At 65.4% G+C, this 16,309-nt stretch carries 15 protein-coding genes; 12 read left to right on the plus strand and 3 right to left on the minus strand.

Going from position 1 to position 16,309, the window contains the following annotated elements:
• Positions 1-81: 81 nt before the first annotated feature.
• The 3 genes from ACWEFV_RS30255 to ACWEFV_RS30265 are packed head-to-tail and all read left to right on the plus strand — an operon-like array spanning position 82 to position 2,969.
• Positions 82-855 carry a FadR/GntR family transcriptional regulator gene (locus ACWEFV_RS30255; RefSeq protein ID WP_450072895.1) on the plus strand — a complete coding sequence of 258 codons (774 nt, stop codon included), beginning with the start codon at positions 82-84 and terminating at the stop codon, positions 853-855.
• The gene (locus ACWEFV_RS30260; protein ID WP_450072896.1) at positions 845-1,741 is read left to right on the plus strand and encodes an enoyl-CoA hydratase/isomerase family protein; all 897 of its coding nucleotides are present in this window, start codon (positions 845-847) and stop codon (positions 1,739-1,741) included. Before ACWEFV_RS30255 ends, ACWEFV_RS30260 begins: the two co-directional genes overlap by 11 nt.
• A gap of 52 nt (positions 1,742-1,793) precedes the next feature.
• Positions 1,794-2,969, plus strand: coding sequence for a thiolase family protein (locus ACWEFV_RS30265; protein ID WP_135456641.1), 1,176 nt, complete (start codon positions 1,794-1,796; stop codon positions 2,967-2,969).
• A gap of 63 nt (positions 2,970-3,032) precedes the next feature.
• Here the strand turns inward: ACWEFV_RS30265 and ACWEFV_RS30270 are convergent, their stop codons facing one another.
• A complete protein-coding gene (locus ACWEFV_RS30270) occupies positions 3,033-3,797 on the minus strand; it encodes a TetR/AcrR family transcriptional regulator (RefSeq protein WP_210115548.1) in 765 nt (254 codons plus the stop codon).
• A 260-nt stretch (positions 3,798-4,057) separates the two neighbouring features.
• On the opposite strand from ACWEFV_RS30270, the gene ACWEFV_RS30275 reads away from it, so the two are divergent.
• The 9 genes from ACWEFV_RS30275 (at position 4,058) to ACWEFV_RS30315 (ending at position 13,581) form a co-directional block, all read left to right on the plus strand.
• A complete protein-coding gene (locus tag ACWEFV_RS30275; RefSeq protein ID WP_450072897.1) occupies positions 4,058-4,819 on the plus strand; it encodes a crotonase/enoyl-CoA hydratase family protein in 762 nt (253 codons plus the stop codon).
• Positions 4,820-4,826: 7 nt separating this feature from the next.
• Positions 4,827-5,621, plus strand: coding sequence for an SDR family NAD(P)-dependent oxidoreductase (locus ACWEFV_RS30280; RefSeq protein ID WP_450072898.1), 795 nt, complete (start codon positions 4,827-4,829; stop codon positions 5,619-5,621).
• A gap of 23 nt (positions 5,622-5,644) precedes the next feature.
• A complete protein-coding gene (locus ACWEFV_RS30285; protein WP_450072899.1) occupies positions 5,645-6,652 on the plus strand; it encodes a dihydrodipicolinate synthase family protein in 1,008 nt (335 codons plus the stop codon).
• 111 nt (positions 6,653-6,763) lie between these two features.
• On the plus strand, positions 6,764-7,585 hold the full coding sequence (locus ACWEFV_RS30290) for an enoyl-CoA hydratase (protein WP_450072900.1): 822 nt from the start codon (positions 6,764-6,766) through the stop codon (positions 7,583-7,585).
• Positions 7,586-7,589: 4 nt separating this feature from the next.
• Positions 7,590-8,840 carry an amidohydrolase family protein gene (locus ACWEFV_RS30295; RefSeq protein ID WP_450072901.1) on the plus strand — a complete coding sequence of 417 codons (1,251 nt, stop codon included), beginning with the start codon at positions 7,590-7,592 and terminating at the stop codon, positions 8,838-8,840.
• Positions 8,841-8,845: 5 nt separating this feature from the next.
• Positions 8,846-10,477: an acyl-CoA synthetase gene (locus ACWEFV_RS30300; protein WP_450072902.1), complete on the plus strand. Its 1,632-nt coding sequence runs from the start codon at positions 8,846-8,848 to the stop codon at positions 10,475-10,477.
• Positions 10,474-11,310 (plus strand): amidohydrolase family protein, encoded by an 837-nt coding sequence (locus ACWEFV_RS30305; protein WP_450072903.1) that lies wholly within the window; start codon positions 10,474-10,476, stop codon positions 11,308-11,310. Before ACWEFV_RS30300 ends, ACWEFV_RS30305 begins: the two co-directional genes overlap by 4 nt.
• On the plus strand, positions 11,310-12,374 hold the full coding sequence (locus ACWEFV_RS30310; protein ID WP_450072904.1) for an acyl-CoA dehydrogenase family protein: 1,065 nt from the start codon (positions 11,310-11,312) through the stop codon (positions 12,372-12,374). Before ACWEFV_RS30305 ends, ACWEFV_RS30310 begins: the two co-directional genes overlap by 1 nt.
• A gap of 10 nt (positions 12,375-12,384) precedes the next feature.
• Positions 12,385-13,581 (plus strand): acyl-CoA dehydrogenase family protein, encoded by a 1,197-nt coding sequence (locus tag ACWEFV_RS30315; RefSeq protein ID WP_450072905.1) that lies wholly within the window; start codon positions 12,385-12,387, stop codon positions 13,579-13,581.
• Between the two features lie 108 nt (positions 13,582-13,689).
• Here the strand turns inward: ACWEFV_RS30315 and ACWEFV_RS30320 are convergent, their stop codons facing one another.
• Both ACWEFV_RS30320 and ACWEFV_RS30325 read right to left on the minus strand, forming a co-directional pair.
• Complete coding sequence (locus ACWEFV_RS30320) at positions 13,690-14,922, minus strand: amidohydrolase family protein (RefSeq protein WP_450072906.1); 1,233 nt, start codon at positions 14,920-14,922, stop codon at positions 13,690-13,692.
• Positions 14,923-15,012: 90 nt separating this feature from the next.
• A complete protein-coding gene (locus ACWEFV_RS30325) occupies positions 15,013-16,161 on the minus strand; it encodes a thiolase family protein (protein ID WP_450072907.1) in 1,149 nt (382 codons plus the stop codon).
• Positions 16,162-16,309 lie beyond the last annotated feature (148 nt).

Here is a 16,309-nt window from a genome sequence, read left to right on the forward strand (position 1 = left end):
GCCTTTCCCAATCCATACAGTTGCCCATACAGTAGGCGATGCGGTTACTATCTTGTACAAGTTAGCAAGGAAAGGGCGCTGATGGAAGGACGCGCGAGGCGCATCCGGCAGCCTCGGGTTGCCGAGATCGTCGCGTCCAAACTGCGCGACGACATCCTGTCCGGCCGCCTGCGTGAGGGCGACATCCTGCCTACCCAGGAGAGCCTGTTCCAGGAGTTCGGGGTCAGTCCGCCGGCACTGCGCGAGGCCATTCACCTCCTGGAGACCGACGGGTTGATCTCAGTGCGCCGCGGCAACGTCGGGGGAGCGGTGGTGCAGATGCCCTCGGCCGACCGCACCGCCCACATGATCGGCATGGTGCTGCAGACCAGGGCCGCCACGCCGGCCGACGTGAGCGAGGCGCTGCTGCACCTGGAGCCGATCTGTGCTGGAATGTGCGCCGCCCGGGAGGACCGCGCCGCCGAGGTGGTGCCGTACCTACAGGCCGAGATCGACCGTCAGGCAGCGCAGTTCGACGACATCGCGCAGTATGTGCCCAACGCTCGGCGGTTCCACGAAGCCCTGGTGTCCCGATGCGGCAACGAACCGATGATCCTGCTGATCGGCTCGCTGGAGCTGATCTGGTCGACGCACGAGTCCGGGGTGTGGACGGGCGAAGGTGAGGCGGGCATGTCGGCCCCGACCATGCGGGCCGCGCTGCGGGACCACCAACGGCTGGTGGAGGCGATCGCCGACGGCAATACGGCCCGGGCGACCAAGCTCGCGGCCGATCATCTCACCGCGGCGCGGCGCACCACGCTGGCCGCCAACAACGACAAAACCATTGAAGCGAGGTTGATTTCGCATGACAGATGACCGGGTGCTCTTCGAGGTCGATGCGGACCACCGCATCGCCACCATCACGCTGAACAATCCCAAGCAGCGCAATTCCTATGACGCCGCGATGCGCGACGAGATCGCGCGCTACCTCGACATCGTGGCCGACGACGACGATCTGACCGTGGTGCTGCTGCGTGGCGCCGAGGGTGTGTTCAGCACCGGTGCCGACATGAACAACGCTTACGGTTGGTATGGCGATGAGCGCTCGCGCGAAGAGCAGAGCGCTGGAGTCAAAGAGGCTTCTCGGAAATCACGTCCGAGCCAGCGACGCCGACTCACGGTGGACCGCAAGTCTTTTGGCTTCTACCACAACTTCATGGGGTTCCCGAAGGTCACCGTGGGCGAGATCAGTGGTTACGCACTCGGCGGTGGATTCGAGATGGCGTTGATGACCGACATCTCGGTGATCGCCCGTGACACCAAGATCGGGATGCCGGCCACCCGGTTCCTCGGCCCTGCGCTGGGCAGCCTGCACATGTTCTTCCACCGCCTCGGGCCGGTGCTGGCCCGGCGGATGTTGCTCACCGGGGACATCGTCGAGGCCGGTTCCATCGAACACCTCGGTGTCTTCACCGACATGTGCGATGCCGATCAGGTGACGGCCCGCGCGCAGTACTGGGCGGCCAAGGTGGCCAAGATGCCGGCCGACGGGGTGGTGATCGCCAAGGAGGCGTTCCGTCTCGTCGAACAGAGTCAGGCCTACCAGGGCGAAGAGGTGGCGAGCTACATCTTCCACGCGTACGGCACCAACCTGCAGTTCTCGCCCGGCGAGTTCAACTTCGTCAAGACTCGCGCGCAACACGGCACGAAGGAAGCGTTCCGGCTGCGTGACGAACATTTCCACGTCCCCGAGCCGCAGTAGAAACCCGTCCTGATACCGTTACATAAACACGATATAGCGTAAAGGTGAAACCATGCCAACACCCGTCATCGTGGGCGCTGCCCGCACAGCGATCGGCCGCTCCTTCAAGGGAACGCTGGTCAACACCCCGCCGGAAACCCTGATCACCACCGTCCTGCCCGAGGTGGTGCGTCGGGCCGGCATCGCTCCGGAGGCCATCGACGATCTGATCTTCGCCGAATCCAATTACGGCGGCGGCGATATCGCGCGCTACGCGGCCGACGCGCTGGGCTGGGAGTCCGTGCCCGGCCAGGCCGTCAACCGGCACTGCGCGGGATCGCTCACCGCGATCGGTAACGCCTCGGCCCAGATCGGCTCCGGCATGGAGCGAGTCCTGGTGGCCGGCGGCGTGCAGTCGCTGTCCTCGTCGCCGCTGATGAAGTGGCGGGTGCCCGGGCCGGAGCTGACCTTCATCGAGCCGTGGATGACCCCGACGCATGTCGAGACCCCGGATGCGCCGATGCGCGACATGTCGATCACGGTCGGCTGGAACACCGCGCAGGCCGCCGGGATCACCCGCGAGGACATGGACGCCTGGGCCGCCCGATCGCACCAGCGGGCCATCGCGGCCATCGATGCGGGCAAGTTCCTCGACGAGATCGTGCCATTGAAGGTGACCCAGCCCGACGGCTCGGTCATCGAGTTCAGCGTCGACGAGCATCCGCGCCGCGGTACCACCGCCGAGAAGCTCGCCGAACTCAAGGTCCTGCACCCGGAGATCGAAGGATTCTCCATCACCGCGGGCAACAGCAGCGGCACCAACGACGCTGCCGCTGCTGTCGCCCTGGTCGGCGACGATTATGCGGCCGCGGAGAACCTCAACGTGATGGCCAAGGTCAGGGCCTGGGGTGCCGTCGGTGTGCCGGCTCGTGACTGCGGCCTCGGCGGTGTCGAGGTGATCGGGAAGGTCCTGGACCGGGCCGGGCTCAAGCCGTCCGATGTGGCGCTGTGGGAGATCAACGAGGCGTTCGCCTCGGTGCCGATCGCCGCGGTGCGCAAGTACGGCATCGACGAGGAACTGGTGAACTTCTCCGGCAGCGGCTGCAGCCTCGGCCACCCGATCTCGGCCTCCGGTGCCCGCATGGTCACCACCCTGATCTACGAACTGCAGCGCCGCGGTGGCGGTATCGGCGTGGCCGCGATGTGTGCCGGTGGCGGCCAGGGCGGCGGGCTGGTCATCGAGGTCTGAACCAGGTTGGCCCTCTGCGTCCCCGGCGCGAAGCTCCGAAAAGGATGCGCCGCGGACGCAGAGTCAGCTGGCTGTGACCTTGCGCCGGGCGGGCGTCTTCTTGGTCTTGCCGGCGTTCGCCGCTATCCGTTGAGCGGCGTGGTCGAGGATGCACTCCAGGCCGTACTCGAAGTTCTTCTCGTCGGCCGCGCCGATACGGTGGCCCTCGCTGGTGACCTGTGCCAGCAGCGGGGTGACCTCGGGGTCGATGACCATGGTCTCTTCGTAGTCGCCGGGGGCGTTGTCGTTGGCCCGGTTCTTCTCGTAGAGGCGGTGCAGTACGACCGAGCCTCGGACGTGTACCGACACGGCCGAATAGGTGTCGAAGGCATCCTCGACCGACAGCCCCGCCTCGACCAGCCCGGAGATCGCGGTCTCCATCTCCTGCACACCCAGGCGTGCGGCGCGCGGGCTCAGTGCCGACCGAATGAGAATGAGATCACACAGAATCGGGTTACCCATGAAGGCTTTTCGCATGGTCCGGGCGTGGTTGGCCAGTGACTCGCGCCAATCCTTGGCCTCGACGTAAGGGGTGGCGACGACGAACTCACGCAGCGCGCGGTCTGTCATCGCGTTGAGCAGATCGTCCTTCTTGCGGAAGTACCAGTAGATGCTCGTGACGCCGACGCCGAGATGTTTGCCCAGCAGTGGCATGCTGAGGTTGTCGATCGACACCTGCTCGGCGAGTTCGAATGCGCCGTTGATGATGTCGTCGGGATTGATGGACCCACGTTCGCGGCGTTGACGTTTCTCAGCGGTCGGTTGCTTTGCCACTGCGGGCACCTCCATCGATTCGATTCTGCTCAAGTCGTCCCTGTGCCGCGGCTCAATCGCAGGTGAATTTACCGCCGGCCACCAGCTGAACTGCGCCTATGGGCGCGTGTCGCGGGGTCTTGTCGCTGTCAACCTTACCGGTAGCCCTTCCGTGGAGGCCTTCCACCGTTCGCGCCGATGCGTCGCTCGGGCACTGCCGATGGGGTGCCGCCTTTGTACTGTAATCCCTATAGTAGGCTTTTCCGGGTTATTGGGCCGCGAGTAAAGGGGCAGCGATGTCGGACGAAGTTCTCACCGAACGACGGGGGCGCACCCTCGTCGTCACCATCAATCGGCCCGAGGCGCGCAATGCGTTCAACCTGCCGGTGGCGGAGGGTCTGGCCGCGGCGATGGACGAGCTCGACGACAGCCCGGAGCTGTCTGTCGCGATCCTCACCGGTGCGGGCGGGAACTTCAGCGCAGGGATGGATCTGAAGGCGTTCGCCTCCGGTCAGTTGCCTTATGTGGAGGGCCGCGGGATCGGCTTCACGGAACGGCCGCCGCGCAAGCCCGTCATCGCTGCCGTCGAGGGCTACGCGCTCGCCGGCGGAACCGAGATGGTGCTGGCCACCGATCTCATCGTGGCATCGCGGACGGCCAAATTCGGTATCCCAGAGGTCAAGCGCGGCCTGGTGGCCGGTGGTGGCGGGCTGCTGCGGCTGCCGCACCGCATTCCGTACCAGAAGGCGTTGGAACTCGCGCTCACCGGTGAGAATTTCACCGCCGAGGAAGCGGCCGACTGGGGGTTCGTCAACAAGCTGACCGAGCCTGGCGAGGCGTTGGCGGGTGCACTCGAGCTGGCCGAGAAGATCACCGCGAACGGGCCGCTGGCGGTCGCCGCGACCAAGGAGATCATCGTCAAGTCGGCTGAGTGGAGCCAGGCCGAGATGTGGAAGAAGCAGAACGAGCTGCTCGGGCCGGTGTTCGCTTCCAAGGATGCCATCGAGGGGGCGACGGCGTTCGCCGAGAAGCGTGCGCCCAACTGGACCGGTTCCTGACTCTCCGATGGATCTCGGGTTCGCAGGTGCGGCCACCGTCGTCGTGGGCGGTGGCCGCGGGATGGGCTTTGCGACGGCGCAATGCCTGGCCGAGGACGGTGCGCGGATTGCGATCGTCGGGCGGTCCAGGGACGTACTCGATGCTGCCGCAACGGAGCTGGCCCGCCTGGGATCGCCGGAGGCGGTGGCGATCGTCGCCGATACCTCGGACAGCTCCCAGGTCGAGCGGGCCTTCGCCGAGGTGGGCGAGCGTTGGGGTGAGCTCAACGCACTGATCAACACGGTCGGCCCGGGGGCCGCGGGCAACTTCGAGGAGTTGACCGATGACCAGTGGCAGGAGGCGTTCGACGCCGGCCTGATGGGCATGGTGCGCTGCGTACGTGCGGCATTGCCGTTGCTGCGCAATGCCGAATGGGCACGCATCGTCAACTTCTCCGCCCACTCCACCCAGCGGCAGAGCACGCGGCTGCCGGCCTACACGGCGGCCAAGGCGGCCGTGAACAGCGTGTCCAAGAACCTGTCGCTGTTGTTGGCCAAGGACGAGATCATGGTCAATGTGGTTTCCCCGGGCAGCATCTCGTCGGAGGCGCTGCGGGGCTGGGCCGGCACTGTGGGTGTCGACGGCGACGACCCGTATGCGTTGATGGCGGCCATCGACGAGCATTTCGGGCACCCCGCCCACTTGCCGCGTGCCGGACTTCCCGGTGAAATCGGGCCTGTAGCAGCATTTCTCGCGTCCAAGAGCAACTCGTACATGACGGGCGCGAACATCAACGTCGATGGCGGTAGCGACTTTATCTGAGCCCAGATCTAGAGGAGCGCGATATGGCAACGGCAGGCGAAGCACGGGACTGGGCCCGCGGTGCCCTGCGCGGGATCGGTGACTCGCTATATACCCCGTTCTGCGGAACCGACGGCGACGACATCGACTGGGATGCCTACCGGTACCTGGTGCGCTACTGCGTCGGCGACCTCGGTCACCAGATGCTTTGGTGTACCAGCGGTTTGGCCGAGTTCTGGGCGCTGACCCTCGCCGAGCGCAAGCAGTTGCTCGAGGTGGCGATCGAGGAGGGGCGCCGGGCCAACCCGGATGTCGTGATTCAGGCCTGCACCGCGGCGACCTCGGCCAAAGATTGTCTGGAACTCACGCTGCATGCGCAGCAGTCGGGTGCCGACATCGTCTACATCCAGACGCCGATGATGGAGGCGCACGGGGGCGAGGGCGTTCTGCGCTTCTTCCGATACATCGCCGACCGCACGGATATCGCGCTGGGGATGTTCAATTCACCGTCCTCGGGCTACGTACTGGCACCCGACGAGAGTGCCCGGATTGCCGAGGCGATCCCCGCCGTGTGCGCGACCAAGGAGGGGGCGTTCCGGCCGGCGGCGAGCCGTCGACTGCACGAACTGGCGCCATACCTGGCGGTCTGGGAATGCGACACCACGGTGTACCGGGCCGGCTGGCTGCGGGAGGGCATCGTCTGCCCGGCCCAGTTGGGCACCGCCGGATACCTCTATGAAACGCCGCAGCGCCGCATCTTCACCGAATACTGGGACCTGGTGTACGCCGACCGGCTCATCGAGGCGATGGACTTCGGCCGGGAGTCGGGGTTGGACCAGTTCAGCCTGGACATGGGGTCCTGGTTCACCTGCTACCCGGGTCGCGCTGACTATTTCACCCACTGGTCCGACGCCTTCAAATACGCGGCCTCGGTGCTGGGATTGCCCGTCGGCGGCTACCCGCATTCCCGTCCGCCCCAGGCATTGCTTCCGGATGCGGCGAAGACTCAGATCGAGACCGCCTATCGAAAGCTCGGTTTGATCGACGCCTGAACCGTCTTTGCGCAGGTCGTGGGGGCGACACGAGGCTTGCGGAATGCACTACCGATAGGTATACAGTATGTATGTCTGAACGGCTGGTGGGGCATCGGGAGGTATCTGCGCATGACGGTCGCTGACAGTGTGGGAACCGAGGCGGTCCTCTACGAGGTCACTGGCGGCGGGGTCGCGGTTATCACCCTCAACCGTCCGGATCGGCTGAACTCCTGGGGCGCGGACATCTCCGCCGGCGTATACGCGAGTTTCGATCGCGCAGAAGCCGATCCGGCCGTCCGGGCGATTGTGCTGACCGGTAGCGGACGCGGCTTCTGCGCCGGCGCCTACATGGGTGCCATGCAGGATCTGGGTGCCAGCATCAACGAGGACACGGATGTCAGCAAGATCGTCGGCGAGCGGCACCCGCATTTCCTCACCGAGCTGCGCAAGCCGGTCATCGCCGCCATCAACGGGGCGTGCGTGGGCATCGGCCTCACCCACGCGCTCATGTGCGACGTCCGATTCGCCGCGGCCGGTGCGAAATTCGCCACCGCGTTCCCGCGCCGGGGGCTGATCGGCGAATACGGCATTACCTGGATCCTGCCCCGACTGGCCGGTTGGGGCGTCTCGGCGGACCTGCTGTTGTCCGGCCGGACCTTCTTCGCCGAGGAGGCCTTTGCGCTCGGGTTGGTGAAAGAGGTTGTCGCGCCTGAGGATCTGCTGACCCGCGCGGTGGAGTACGCCGAGGATCTGGCCCGCAACTGCTCGCCGGCTTCAATGGCGGTGATCAAGCGGCAGCTCTACGGCGACGCCAATGACAACGTCGTCGACGTCAGTGACCGCGCCGAGAAGCTCATGCACGAGTCCATGGTCCGCCCCGATCTCGTCGAGGGCATCACCGCGTTCTTCGAGAAACGGCCCCCGAATTTCCCGTCCCTGAAAGAAGGTTGATGACATGACCGAAGCTCCCGAACGGCTTCCGTACCTCGCCGTCGACGTCGACAACCATTACTACGAGCCGGTCGATGCATTCACCCGGCACCTGCCCAAGGAGTTCCGGAGCCGTGGAGTGCAGATGGTGCAGGACGGCAAACGTACGTTGGCGATGTTCGGTGGGACGGTCAACCATTTCATCCCCAACCCCACCTTCGATCCGATCATCGAGCCGGGCTGCCTGGATCTGCTGTTCCGCGGCGAGATCCCCGAAGGGGTGGACCCCGCGTCACTGATGAAGGTCGACCGGCTCGCTGACCATCCCGAATACCAGAATCGCGATGCCAGGGTGAAAGTACTGGACCGCCAGCATCTGGAGACCGTGTTCATGCTGCCGACCTTCGCCTGCGGTGTGGAGGAAGGACTCAAGCACGACATCGAGGCAACCATGGCTTCGGTGCACGCCTTCAACCTGTGGCTCGATGAGGACTGGGGATTCGACCGGCCCGACGGCCGATTCGTGTCGGCTCCCATCATCTCGCTGGCCGATCCCGAAAAGGCCGTCGAGGAAGTCGAATTCGTGCTGAGCCGCGGCGCCAGGCTCGTCTGTGTGCGGCCGGCACCGGTACCGGGTGCGGTCAGGCCCCGCTCACTCGGTGACCCGCTGCACGACCCGGTGTGGGCCCGCCTGGCCGAAGCCGGTGTCCCGGTCGTCTTCCATCTGTCTGACTCCGGGTACATGGCGGTCCCGGCATTGTGGGGCGGTAGCGGAGTATTCAAGGGGTTCGGCAAGCGTGATCCGCTCGACATGGTGATCATGGACGACCGCGCCATCCACGACACCATGGCCTCGATGATCGTGCACCAGGTGTTCACCCGGCATCCCAAGCTCAAGGTCGTGAGCATCGAGAACGGTTCGTACTTCGTCTACCGTCTGATCAAACGGCTCAAGAAGGCGGCCAACAACGCGCCGTATCACTTCAGAGAGGATCCGGTCGAGCAGCTCCGCAACAACGTCTGGATCGCGCCGTACTACGAGGACGATGTGAAGCTGCTCGCCGACACCATCGGTGTCGACAAGATCCTGTTCGGCTCCGACTGGCCGCACGGTGAGGGTCTCGCGGATCCGACAACGTTCACCGCCGACATCCCGCAGTTCCCCGAGTTCAGCCTCGAGGACACCCGGATGGTGATGCGCGACAACGCACTTACCCTGCTCGGTGACGTGAATCGTGTTGCAGCCGGTGCCGGGCACCTGACGGTGCCGGCGTAGTCAGCATGGCGGAGTGGACGATCGGCGCCGTCGTCGATGCGATCGCCGAGGCGGTGCCCGACCGGGAGATGACGGTGTGCGGCACCCGCCGCACCACCTTCGCCCAGGGCGCCGACCGGACCCGCCGGCTGGCCAACTTTCTGGCCTCCCGGGGCCTGGGTGCGTACCGGGAGCGTCGGGACCTGAACCGTTGGGAATGCGGTCAGGACGTGGTCGCGCTCGTCATGCACAACGACCGGTATCCCGAGATGGTGATCGGCTGCCTCAAGGCGCGGACGGTCCCGGTGAACGTGAACTACTACTACTCGCCGGGCGAGGTGGCCGACTTGTTGGCCTACCTGAAGCCCCGCGCGGTGATCTACCACCGATCGCTGGGGGCCAAGTTCGCTTCCGTATTGGGGGATGAAGCGCTGCAGGCCGAATTGCTCATCTCGATCGACGACGGCAGCGGAGCCGAGTTGCCGGATGCGGTGACACTGGAAGATGCTCTGGCTCAGGGAGATACCGACCGCGACGTCGCCCCGTCACCCGATGACCTGCTGATGGTCTGTACGGGCGGTACGACGGGCCGTCCCAAAGGCGTGATGTGGCGTCAGGGCGACATCTACGTGTCATCGATGAACGGCGCCGACCACGATGAGGTGAGCGAGATCCACGACAAGGTGGCCAATGCCGGCCCGCCGTGGTTCGCGGTGTCGCCATTGATGCATGCCGCCGGGATGTGGACCGCTTTCTCCGGCCTGCTGTCCGGCCAGACCGTGGTGCTGCACGACACCATGCCACGCTTCGACCCGCGCACTGTGCTCGAAACCGCGCAGCGGGAGAAGATCGGGCTGATGACGATGGTGGGCGACGCCTACGCCGCCCCGATCGTCGAGGAGTTGGGCCGGCGTTCCTACGACCTGTCGTCGATGTTCGCGATCGGCACGGGTGGTGCGGCCACCAACCCGAAACATCAACGCGCACTGCTGGAACATATCCCGCAGATCACCATCATCAACGGGTTCGGCTCTTCGGAGACCGGCAACATGGGATTCGGTCACACCCAGCGCGAAACTGCGACTGCCGAAACCTTCCAGCTACGGGCCGGCGGGCTGGTGCTGGCCGACGATTACTCCCGTTTCCTTGATCCCGGCGACACCGAGGTGGGCTGGGTGGCGCGCAACGGCCGGATCCCACTCGGCTACTTCAACGACGAGGCGGCGACGGTGAAGACCTTCCCCGAGGTTGCCGGAGAACGGGTGGTGGTCTCGGGTGACCGCGCCTCGCTCGACGCGGACGGCACGCTGCGTCTGTTGGGACGGGATTCGTTGGTGGTCAACACCGGCGGCGAGAAGGTGTTCGTCGAGGAGATCGAAGAAGTCTTGCGTGCGCATCCCCAGGTGGTGGACGCGCTCGCGGTGGGCCGGCCCAGCGAGAGATGGGGCGAAGAGATCGTCGCCGTCGTGGCAGTGCGCGACGACGTGGGCCCAGATGCGTTGAGGGATCACTGCGCGAATGTGCTCGCACGTTTCAAGATCCCCAAGGAAGTCGTATTCGTCGAGCACATCCGACGGCTCGGCAACGGTAAGGCCGACTATCGCTGGGCCAAGGGGGTAGCGGTGGCTGCTGGCCAGACGGAGAGGGAACGGGTATGAGTCACAAGGTGATCGACTGTCTGGCCAACGTGCACTTCGGCGAGACCGAGAACCAGCCCACCTTCATGAAGAAGGTGCGCGATGATTACTTCAAGGGTCCGAAGTCGATGTACGACCAGATCGACCTCTCGGAGATGCTCGATGAGATGGACACCCATGGGGTACGCAAGGCCATCTTGATGGACAACCTGGCCAAGCCGTCGGTGACGGCGCGTAAGTTCGTCGAGGCCCACCCCGATCGGTTCGCGCTGGCGATCGGCGGGGTCAATCTGTTGCGCCCCATTCCGTCGCTGCGTGAACTCGCGGCCGTCGTGGCAGATCTCCCCGTCGCCTATACCGTTGTCGGACCGAGCTTCTGGGGAGACGGTCAGTACCCGCCCAGCGACGCGGTGTACTACCCGCTGTACACCAAGTGCGCCGAGATGGAACTGCCGCTGTGCGTCAACACCGGGCTGCCCGGCCCGCCGATTCCAGGTGAGGTACAGAACCCCATCCATCTCGACCGCGTATGCGTGCGCATCCCGGAGCTGAAACTGTGCATGATCCACGGCGCAGATCCGTGGTGGGACATCGCGATCCGGATGCTGATCAAATACCAGAACCTGCGGTTGATGACGTCGGCGTGGTCGCCCAAGCGGCTGCCGGAATCCCTGCTGCACTTCATGCGAACCAGGGGGAAGGGCAAGGTCATCTTCGCCTCGGATTTCCCGGTGCTCCGCATGCAGCGCGTCGTGCCGGAGGCGCTGGCACTCGATCTGCCGGCTGATGTGCTGGACAACTACCTCTACAACAATGCCGCGGAGTTCTTCTTCGGCGAGAATCGGGAGAGCTGATGGACCGCTACGAACTGCGCAGGCTGGATTACAGCCTGACCGAGGACCACGTCGACCTCCAGACCGCATACCGGCAGTTCTTCAAGACGCACTCCGACATCGAAACCGTGCGAGCGGCAGAGCCGTCGGGCTTCGACAAGAGTTTGTGGGAACGGTTGTGCGCCATGGGCGCCACGACGATGGCACTCCCGGAATCCGCCGGCGGTGACGGGGCGACACTCGTCGACCTGACCTTGGTGGCCGAGGAGCTCGGCCGCTCGTTGGCGCCCGTGCCGTGGATCGACCATGTCGTGGCGGCGCGGTTGCTGGCACGACTCGGTGCGCTCGAGTCGGAAGACATTGTCAACGGCACCCAGATCGTCGGGCTCGACCCGCAGCAGGTGGCGCCGACCGGCACCCGGCTCATTCCGGTCGGATCGATCGCGGACCACATCATCGTCCGCGACGGCGATGGCGATGGAGCTGTCGTGCTCCTAGGTTTCTCCACGCGCCCGGCACGCGTCGACAACATCGGCAAGCTGCCGATGGCCTGGGTCGACCCGGCTGCCGCAGACACCCGGGTGGTGCTGGCCAGCGGTGCCGATGCCCTGGCGGAATATCAACGGGCGTTGGATGAATGGCGTCTGCTGACCGCAGTGGCGCTGGTCGGCCTGGTCGAGGAGACCATGACGATCGCCGCCGAGTTCGCCAAGTCCCGCTACACCCTGGGCGTGCCGATCGGGACGCTGCAAGGCATCTCGCATCCGCTGGCCAACATCGCCATCACCGTCCAGAGCGGGCGGGGCCTGGCGCGTCGAGCCGCATGGTTCCTCGACAACGAGCCGGACGAGCGGCCGGAATTGGCCCCCTCGGCGTTCGTCTTCATGGCCGAGGAGGCCGCCAAGGCCGCCACCATGGCGGTACACGTTCAGGGTGGACTCGGGGTGTCCGCGGAGGCGGCGGCCACCGCGTATCTGGTGCGGGCGCGCGGTTGGGCGCTGGCCGGTGGTGACCCGGGCGCCACCGCGGTGCACATCGCCCACATCGTCGCGGCTCGCGAGAGCCGGGAAGTCACAAAGGTTTAGGGGAGCAGGCGTGGATTTCTCAACAGTCGAACTGTCCGCGGAGGACGACGCGTTCCGCGCCGAAGTGCGCGAGTTCCTCTCAAATGTCGTTACCGAGGAAGTCATCCGCCACGACCGCGAAACCGGCGACAACTTTCACGAGGGAGTGCACCTGGCCCTGGGCGCCGCCGGGTATCTGGAGAAGGAATGGAAGACCGAGGCCGATGGCGGGTTTTCCCGGGTGCGTAGGCGCATCTGGGAGCTGGAGAAGCGCCGGGCCGAGGTGCCGTGGGTGACCTGGGGGACCACCGCGATGGTGGCGCGGTCGGTGGCGAAGTTCGCCTCCCCGGAGATTCGTGATGATGTGTTGCGCGCGGTGTTCGACGGCACCGTGCGGTTGTGCCTGGGCTACACGGAGCCTGAGGGTGGGTCGGATGTCGCCACGTGCAAGACCCGCGCGGTGAGAGAAGCGGACGGGTCAAGCTGGGTTATTAATGGCTCCAAGATGTTCACCACCGGCGCGCACAACTGCCAGTACGTCTTCCTGATCACCAACACCGATCCGGAGGCGCCGAAACACAAGAGCCTGACCATGTTCCTGGTGCCGCTGGACTCCGACGGCATCGAGATCCAGGGCATCCGCACCGTCGACGGTGACCGCACCAACATCGTGTACTACTCCGATGTCCGGGTCGACGACAAGTATCGGCTCGGTGACGTCAACGGCGGTTGGACGGTGGTCCGTGAACCGCTCGACGCCGAGCACGGGGCGGTCGCGGCCGCCGACGACGGTCTGGCCGATGTCGCGATCATGATGCATCAGGCCGGATTCATGGCCGAGGCCGCGGACAACGTGGCCGCGCTGGTCGGCACGCCGGATGCCGGTGGGCGCGCTGCGGTCGACGACGGATCGGTCGCATATCGGTTGGGGCGCAGTGTGGCTCGCCTGGAGGCGTCACTGTCGGCGCCCAGCATTTTCGGCCGGGTGGCGTTGGCACAGACCATGCGTGACATCGCCCCGGATCTGATGGATATCGCGGGATCAGTGGCCGCGCTGCCGATCGGGGCCGACGGGGGAGCCGATGACCGCAGTGAGTACGTCTACCGCTTCGCGCCCTTGGTCGGCATCTACGGCGGCACGCTCGAGGTGTTCCGCAACATGATCGCTCAGCATGTGCTGGGCCTGGGTAAGCCGAACTATTCGGGCCCCAAGGCGAAGGCCTCATAGCGCGAGCAGACGTGAATGTGCCCCGAAACGCTGGTTTCGGGGCACATTCGCGTCTGCTCGTCGAGGGACGTCCCTGTGTGGGCGCCAGCAAGCTCCCGGCAGAGCGGGTCAGCAGCTGGTCAATGCCGGCGGTTTGGCGGCTTCGGGATCGGGGTTGGCGATCGGCAGGCCCATGAAACGTCGGGCGTTGTCACCCATGAAGTCATAGGTGCGACGGATGTCCATGCCCTCGGCGTACTTCCAGAAGCCCTTGGGCTCGGCCAGTCCTTCGGGATGCGGATAGTCCGAACCGAACAGCACCTTGTCCCACCCGACCGTCTCCACCACGTCGGACACGCAGCCCTCCCAGAACGGGCTGACCCAGATGTTGCGGCGGAACACGTCATGCGGATGCTCGGGGAAGTTCTGCGGCATCTTCTTGTACAGGTCGGCGAAATCGTGGAACAGCGGGAAGATCCAACTGCTGCCGTTCTCGACGCTGGCGATGCGCAGGTTCGGGAACCGGGTCAGGGTGCCGTGGCAGATCAGCGCGGTGAGCATGTCGGCGATCTCGCGGTGGCCCAGCACCATCCAGCGGAACGCGCTCTGCGCCATGAAGTTCTGGGTGTACGGCGGCTCCCACTTGTTGACGTAGTCATCGAGCGGGGGATAGCTGGCGTGCAGGACGATCGGCAGGCCGGCGGCCTCGACGTCACGCCAGAACGGGTCGAACTCCGGCAGTGCGGGGGAGCGCCAGCCGTGCAGTCCGTTGACCGGGCCCGGTTTGATCAACGCGACCTTGGCGCCATTGGCAAGGATGTAGTCGAGTTCCTTTTGTGCCGCATCGACTTCGGACAGGTTGATGATCGGAGTGGAGAACACCCGGTTGGCGTGGTTGAAACCCCAGTGCTCGAGGATCCACTCGTTGAGGGCGTGGACGATCGCCAGCGTCAGCTGCGGGTCGTCGGCACTGGAGTGCTCGACGAGGCTGCCCAGGGTGGGATAGTTCAGCGCCTCGACCACGCCTTGGCGGTCGAGTTCCTTGATCCGGTCCTCCGGGTTGCGGGTGGCCTCGGGTGCGTCGATGGCCTTGCCCTGCATCTCGCGCAGGGTCAGACCTTCGGTGTTCTCGCCGGCGAAGAACTTCTCGTGCGCCCCCGGTGCCGCGACGCGTTCGAAGGTCGGGTTGGGGATGAAGTCCGTGACCCGGTTGTTGATCACCACCCGGGTCTGACGGCCGATCTGCGCGTACTGCACGGCACGTGAGTATTTTTCGGGGAGGAACTTCGTCAGCGCATCGCCGGTTTCGTACATGTGCTGGTCGGCATCGAAAATCGGTGCTTCCCTGAACTGTTCGGTCATGTCAGTGGTTCCTTTTCTCCCGCGAGCAGACGCAAAACTGCCCTTTTCGGCCGGGAAATGTGCAGTTTTGTGTCTGCTCGGCGATGAAAGTCAGAGCGTCAGGACGGTGGCGCCCGCGGTGCCGGGGGCGCCGTAGAGCTGGGCGAAGCCGACGCGCGGGTTGCCGGGCACCTGCCGGTCGCCGGCCTCGCCGCGCAGTTGGCGCACCAGTTCGTGGATCTGGCGCAGGCCCGACGCGCCGATGGGTTCGCCGTTGGCGATCAGGCCGCCGTCGGTGTTGATCGGAAGCGATCCGCCGATTTCGGTGGCGCCGTCGGCCAGCAGCTTCTCCTGGTCGCCGTCGGCGCAGAACCCGCATTCGGCCATGTGGATGATCTCGGCACCGGCGTCGGTGTCCTGTAGCTGTACGACGTCGACGTCTTCGGGTGCTACCCCGGCCTTTTCGAATGCCGCGCGCGCGGCGTACACCGTGGGTGCCACGTCCTCTTCCACCGGCGCGCAGGTGGTGTTGACCTCGTACGCGCCGTAACGCCGGGTGCGGACCTCGACGGCTTTGAGGTACACCGGCTTGTCGGTGTAGCGGTGGGCGATGTCGGCACGGCACATCACCACCGCGGCCGCGCCCTCATCGGGTGCGCAGAACATGTACTGGGTCAACGGATAGTTGAGCATCGTCGAGTTGAGTATGTCGTCCTCGCTGATCGGCTTGCGCCGGAAGGCGTTCGGGTTCAGCGCACCGTTGCGGAAGTTCTTGTTGGCGACCTTGGCCAGTGTGCGTTGCGAGATGTTGTGCTCATGCAGGTAGCGGTTGGCCTTCATGCCGAAGAACTGGGTGGTGAGGTACTGGCCGTTCTCGGCGTACCAGCTGGGCATCCCGACCAGGGCGGGATCCTCGGTGAACGCGCCGCGCGGGTGCTTGTCCAGGCCGACGGCGATGCCGATGTCGTAGTCGCCGAGCCGGATCCCGTCAGCGCAGGCCTTGGTGGCGCTGGCTGCGGTGGCACACGCGTTGAATACGTTGGTGAACGGGATGCCGGTCAGCCCGACCATCCCGACGATGGCGTCCGGGTTGGCCACCGTCCAGCTGCCTCCCGTTGCAGCTTGGATGTGGCGCCACTCTATTCCGGCGTCGGCGACCGCGGCGAAGATCGCGTCGACCCCCATCTGCATCGCGGACTTGCCCTCGAAGCGGCCGAACGGGTGCAGGCCGACGCCGATGATGGCTACGTCATTGGTCATGTGCGCGGCCTTTCTGGACGGGCTGGAAGGCGAAGGTGACAACGTCGTTGCCCTCTTCGTCGGTGGTGAACGGGATCATGGTGAGTTCGACGTCCATGCCGAATTGGAGTTTGGCGGGGTCGTTTTCGGTGAGGCGGCCTTCGACGCG

It is taken from the genome of Mycobacterium sp. NPDC004974, from assembly GCF_053600815.1.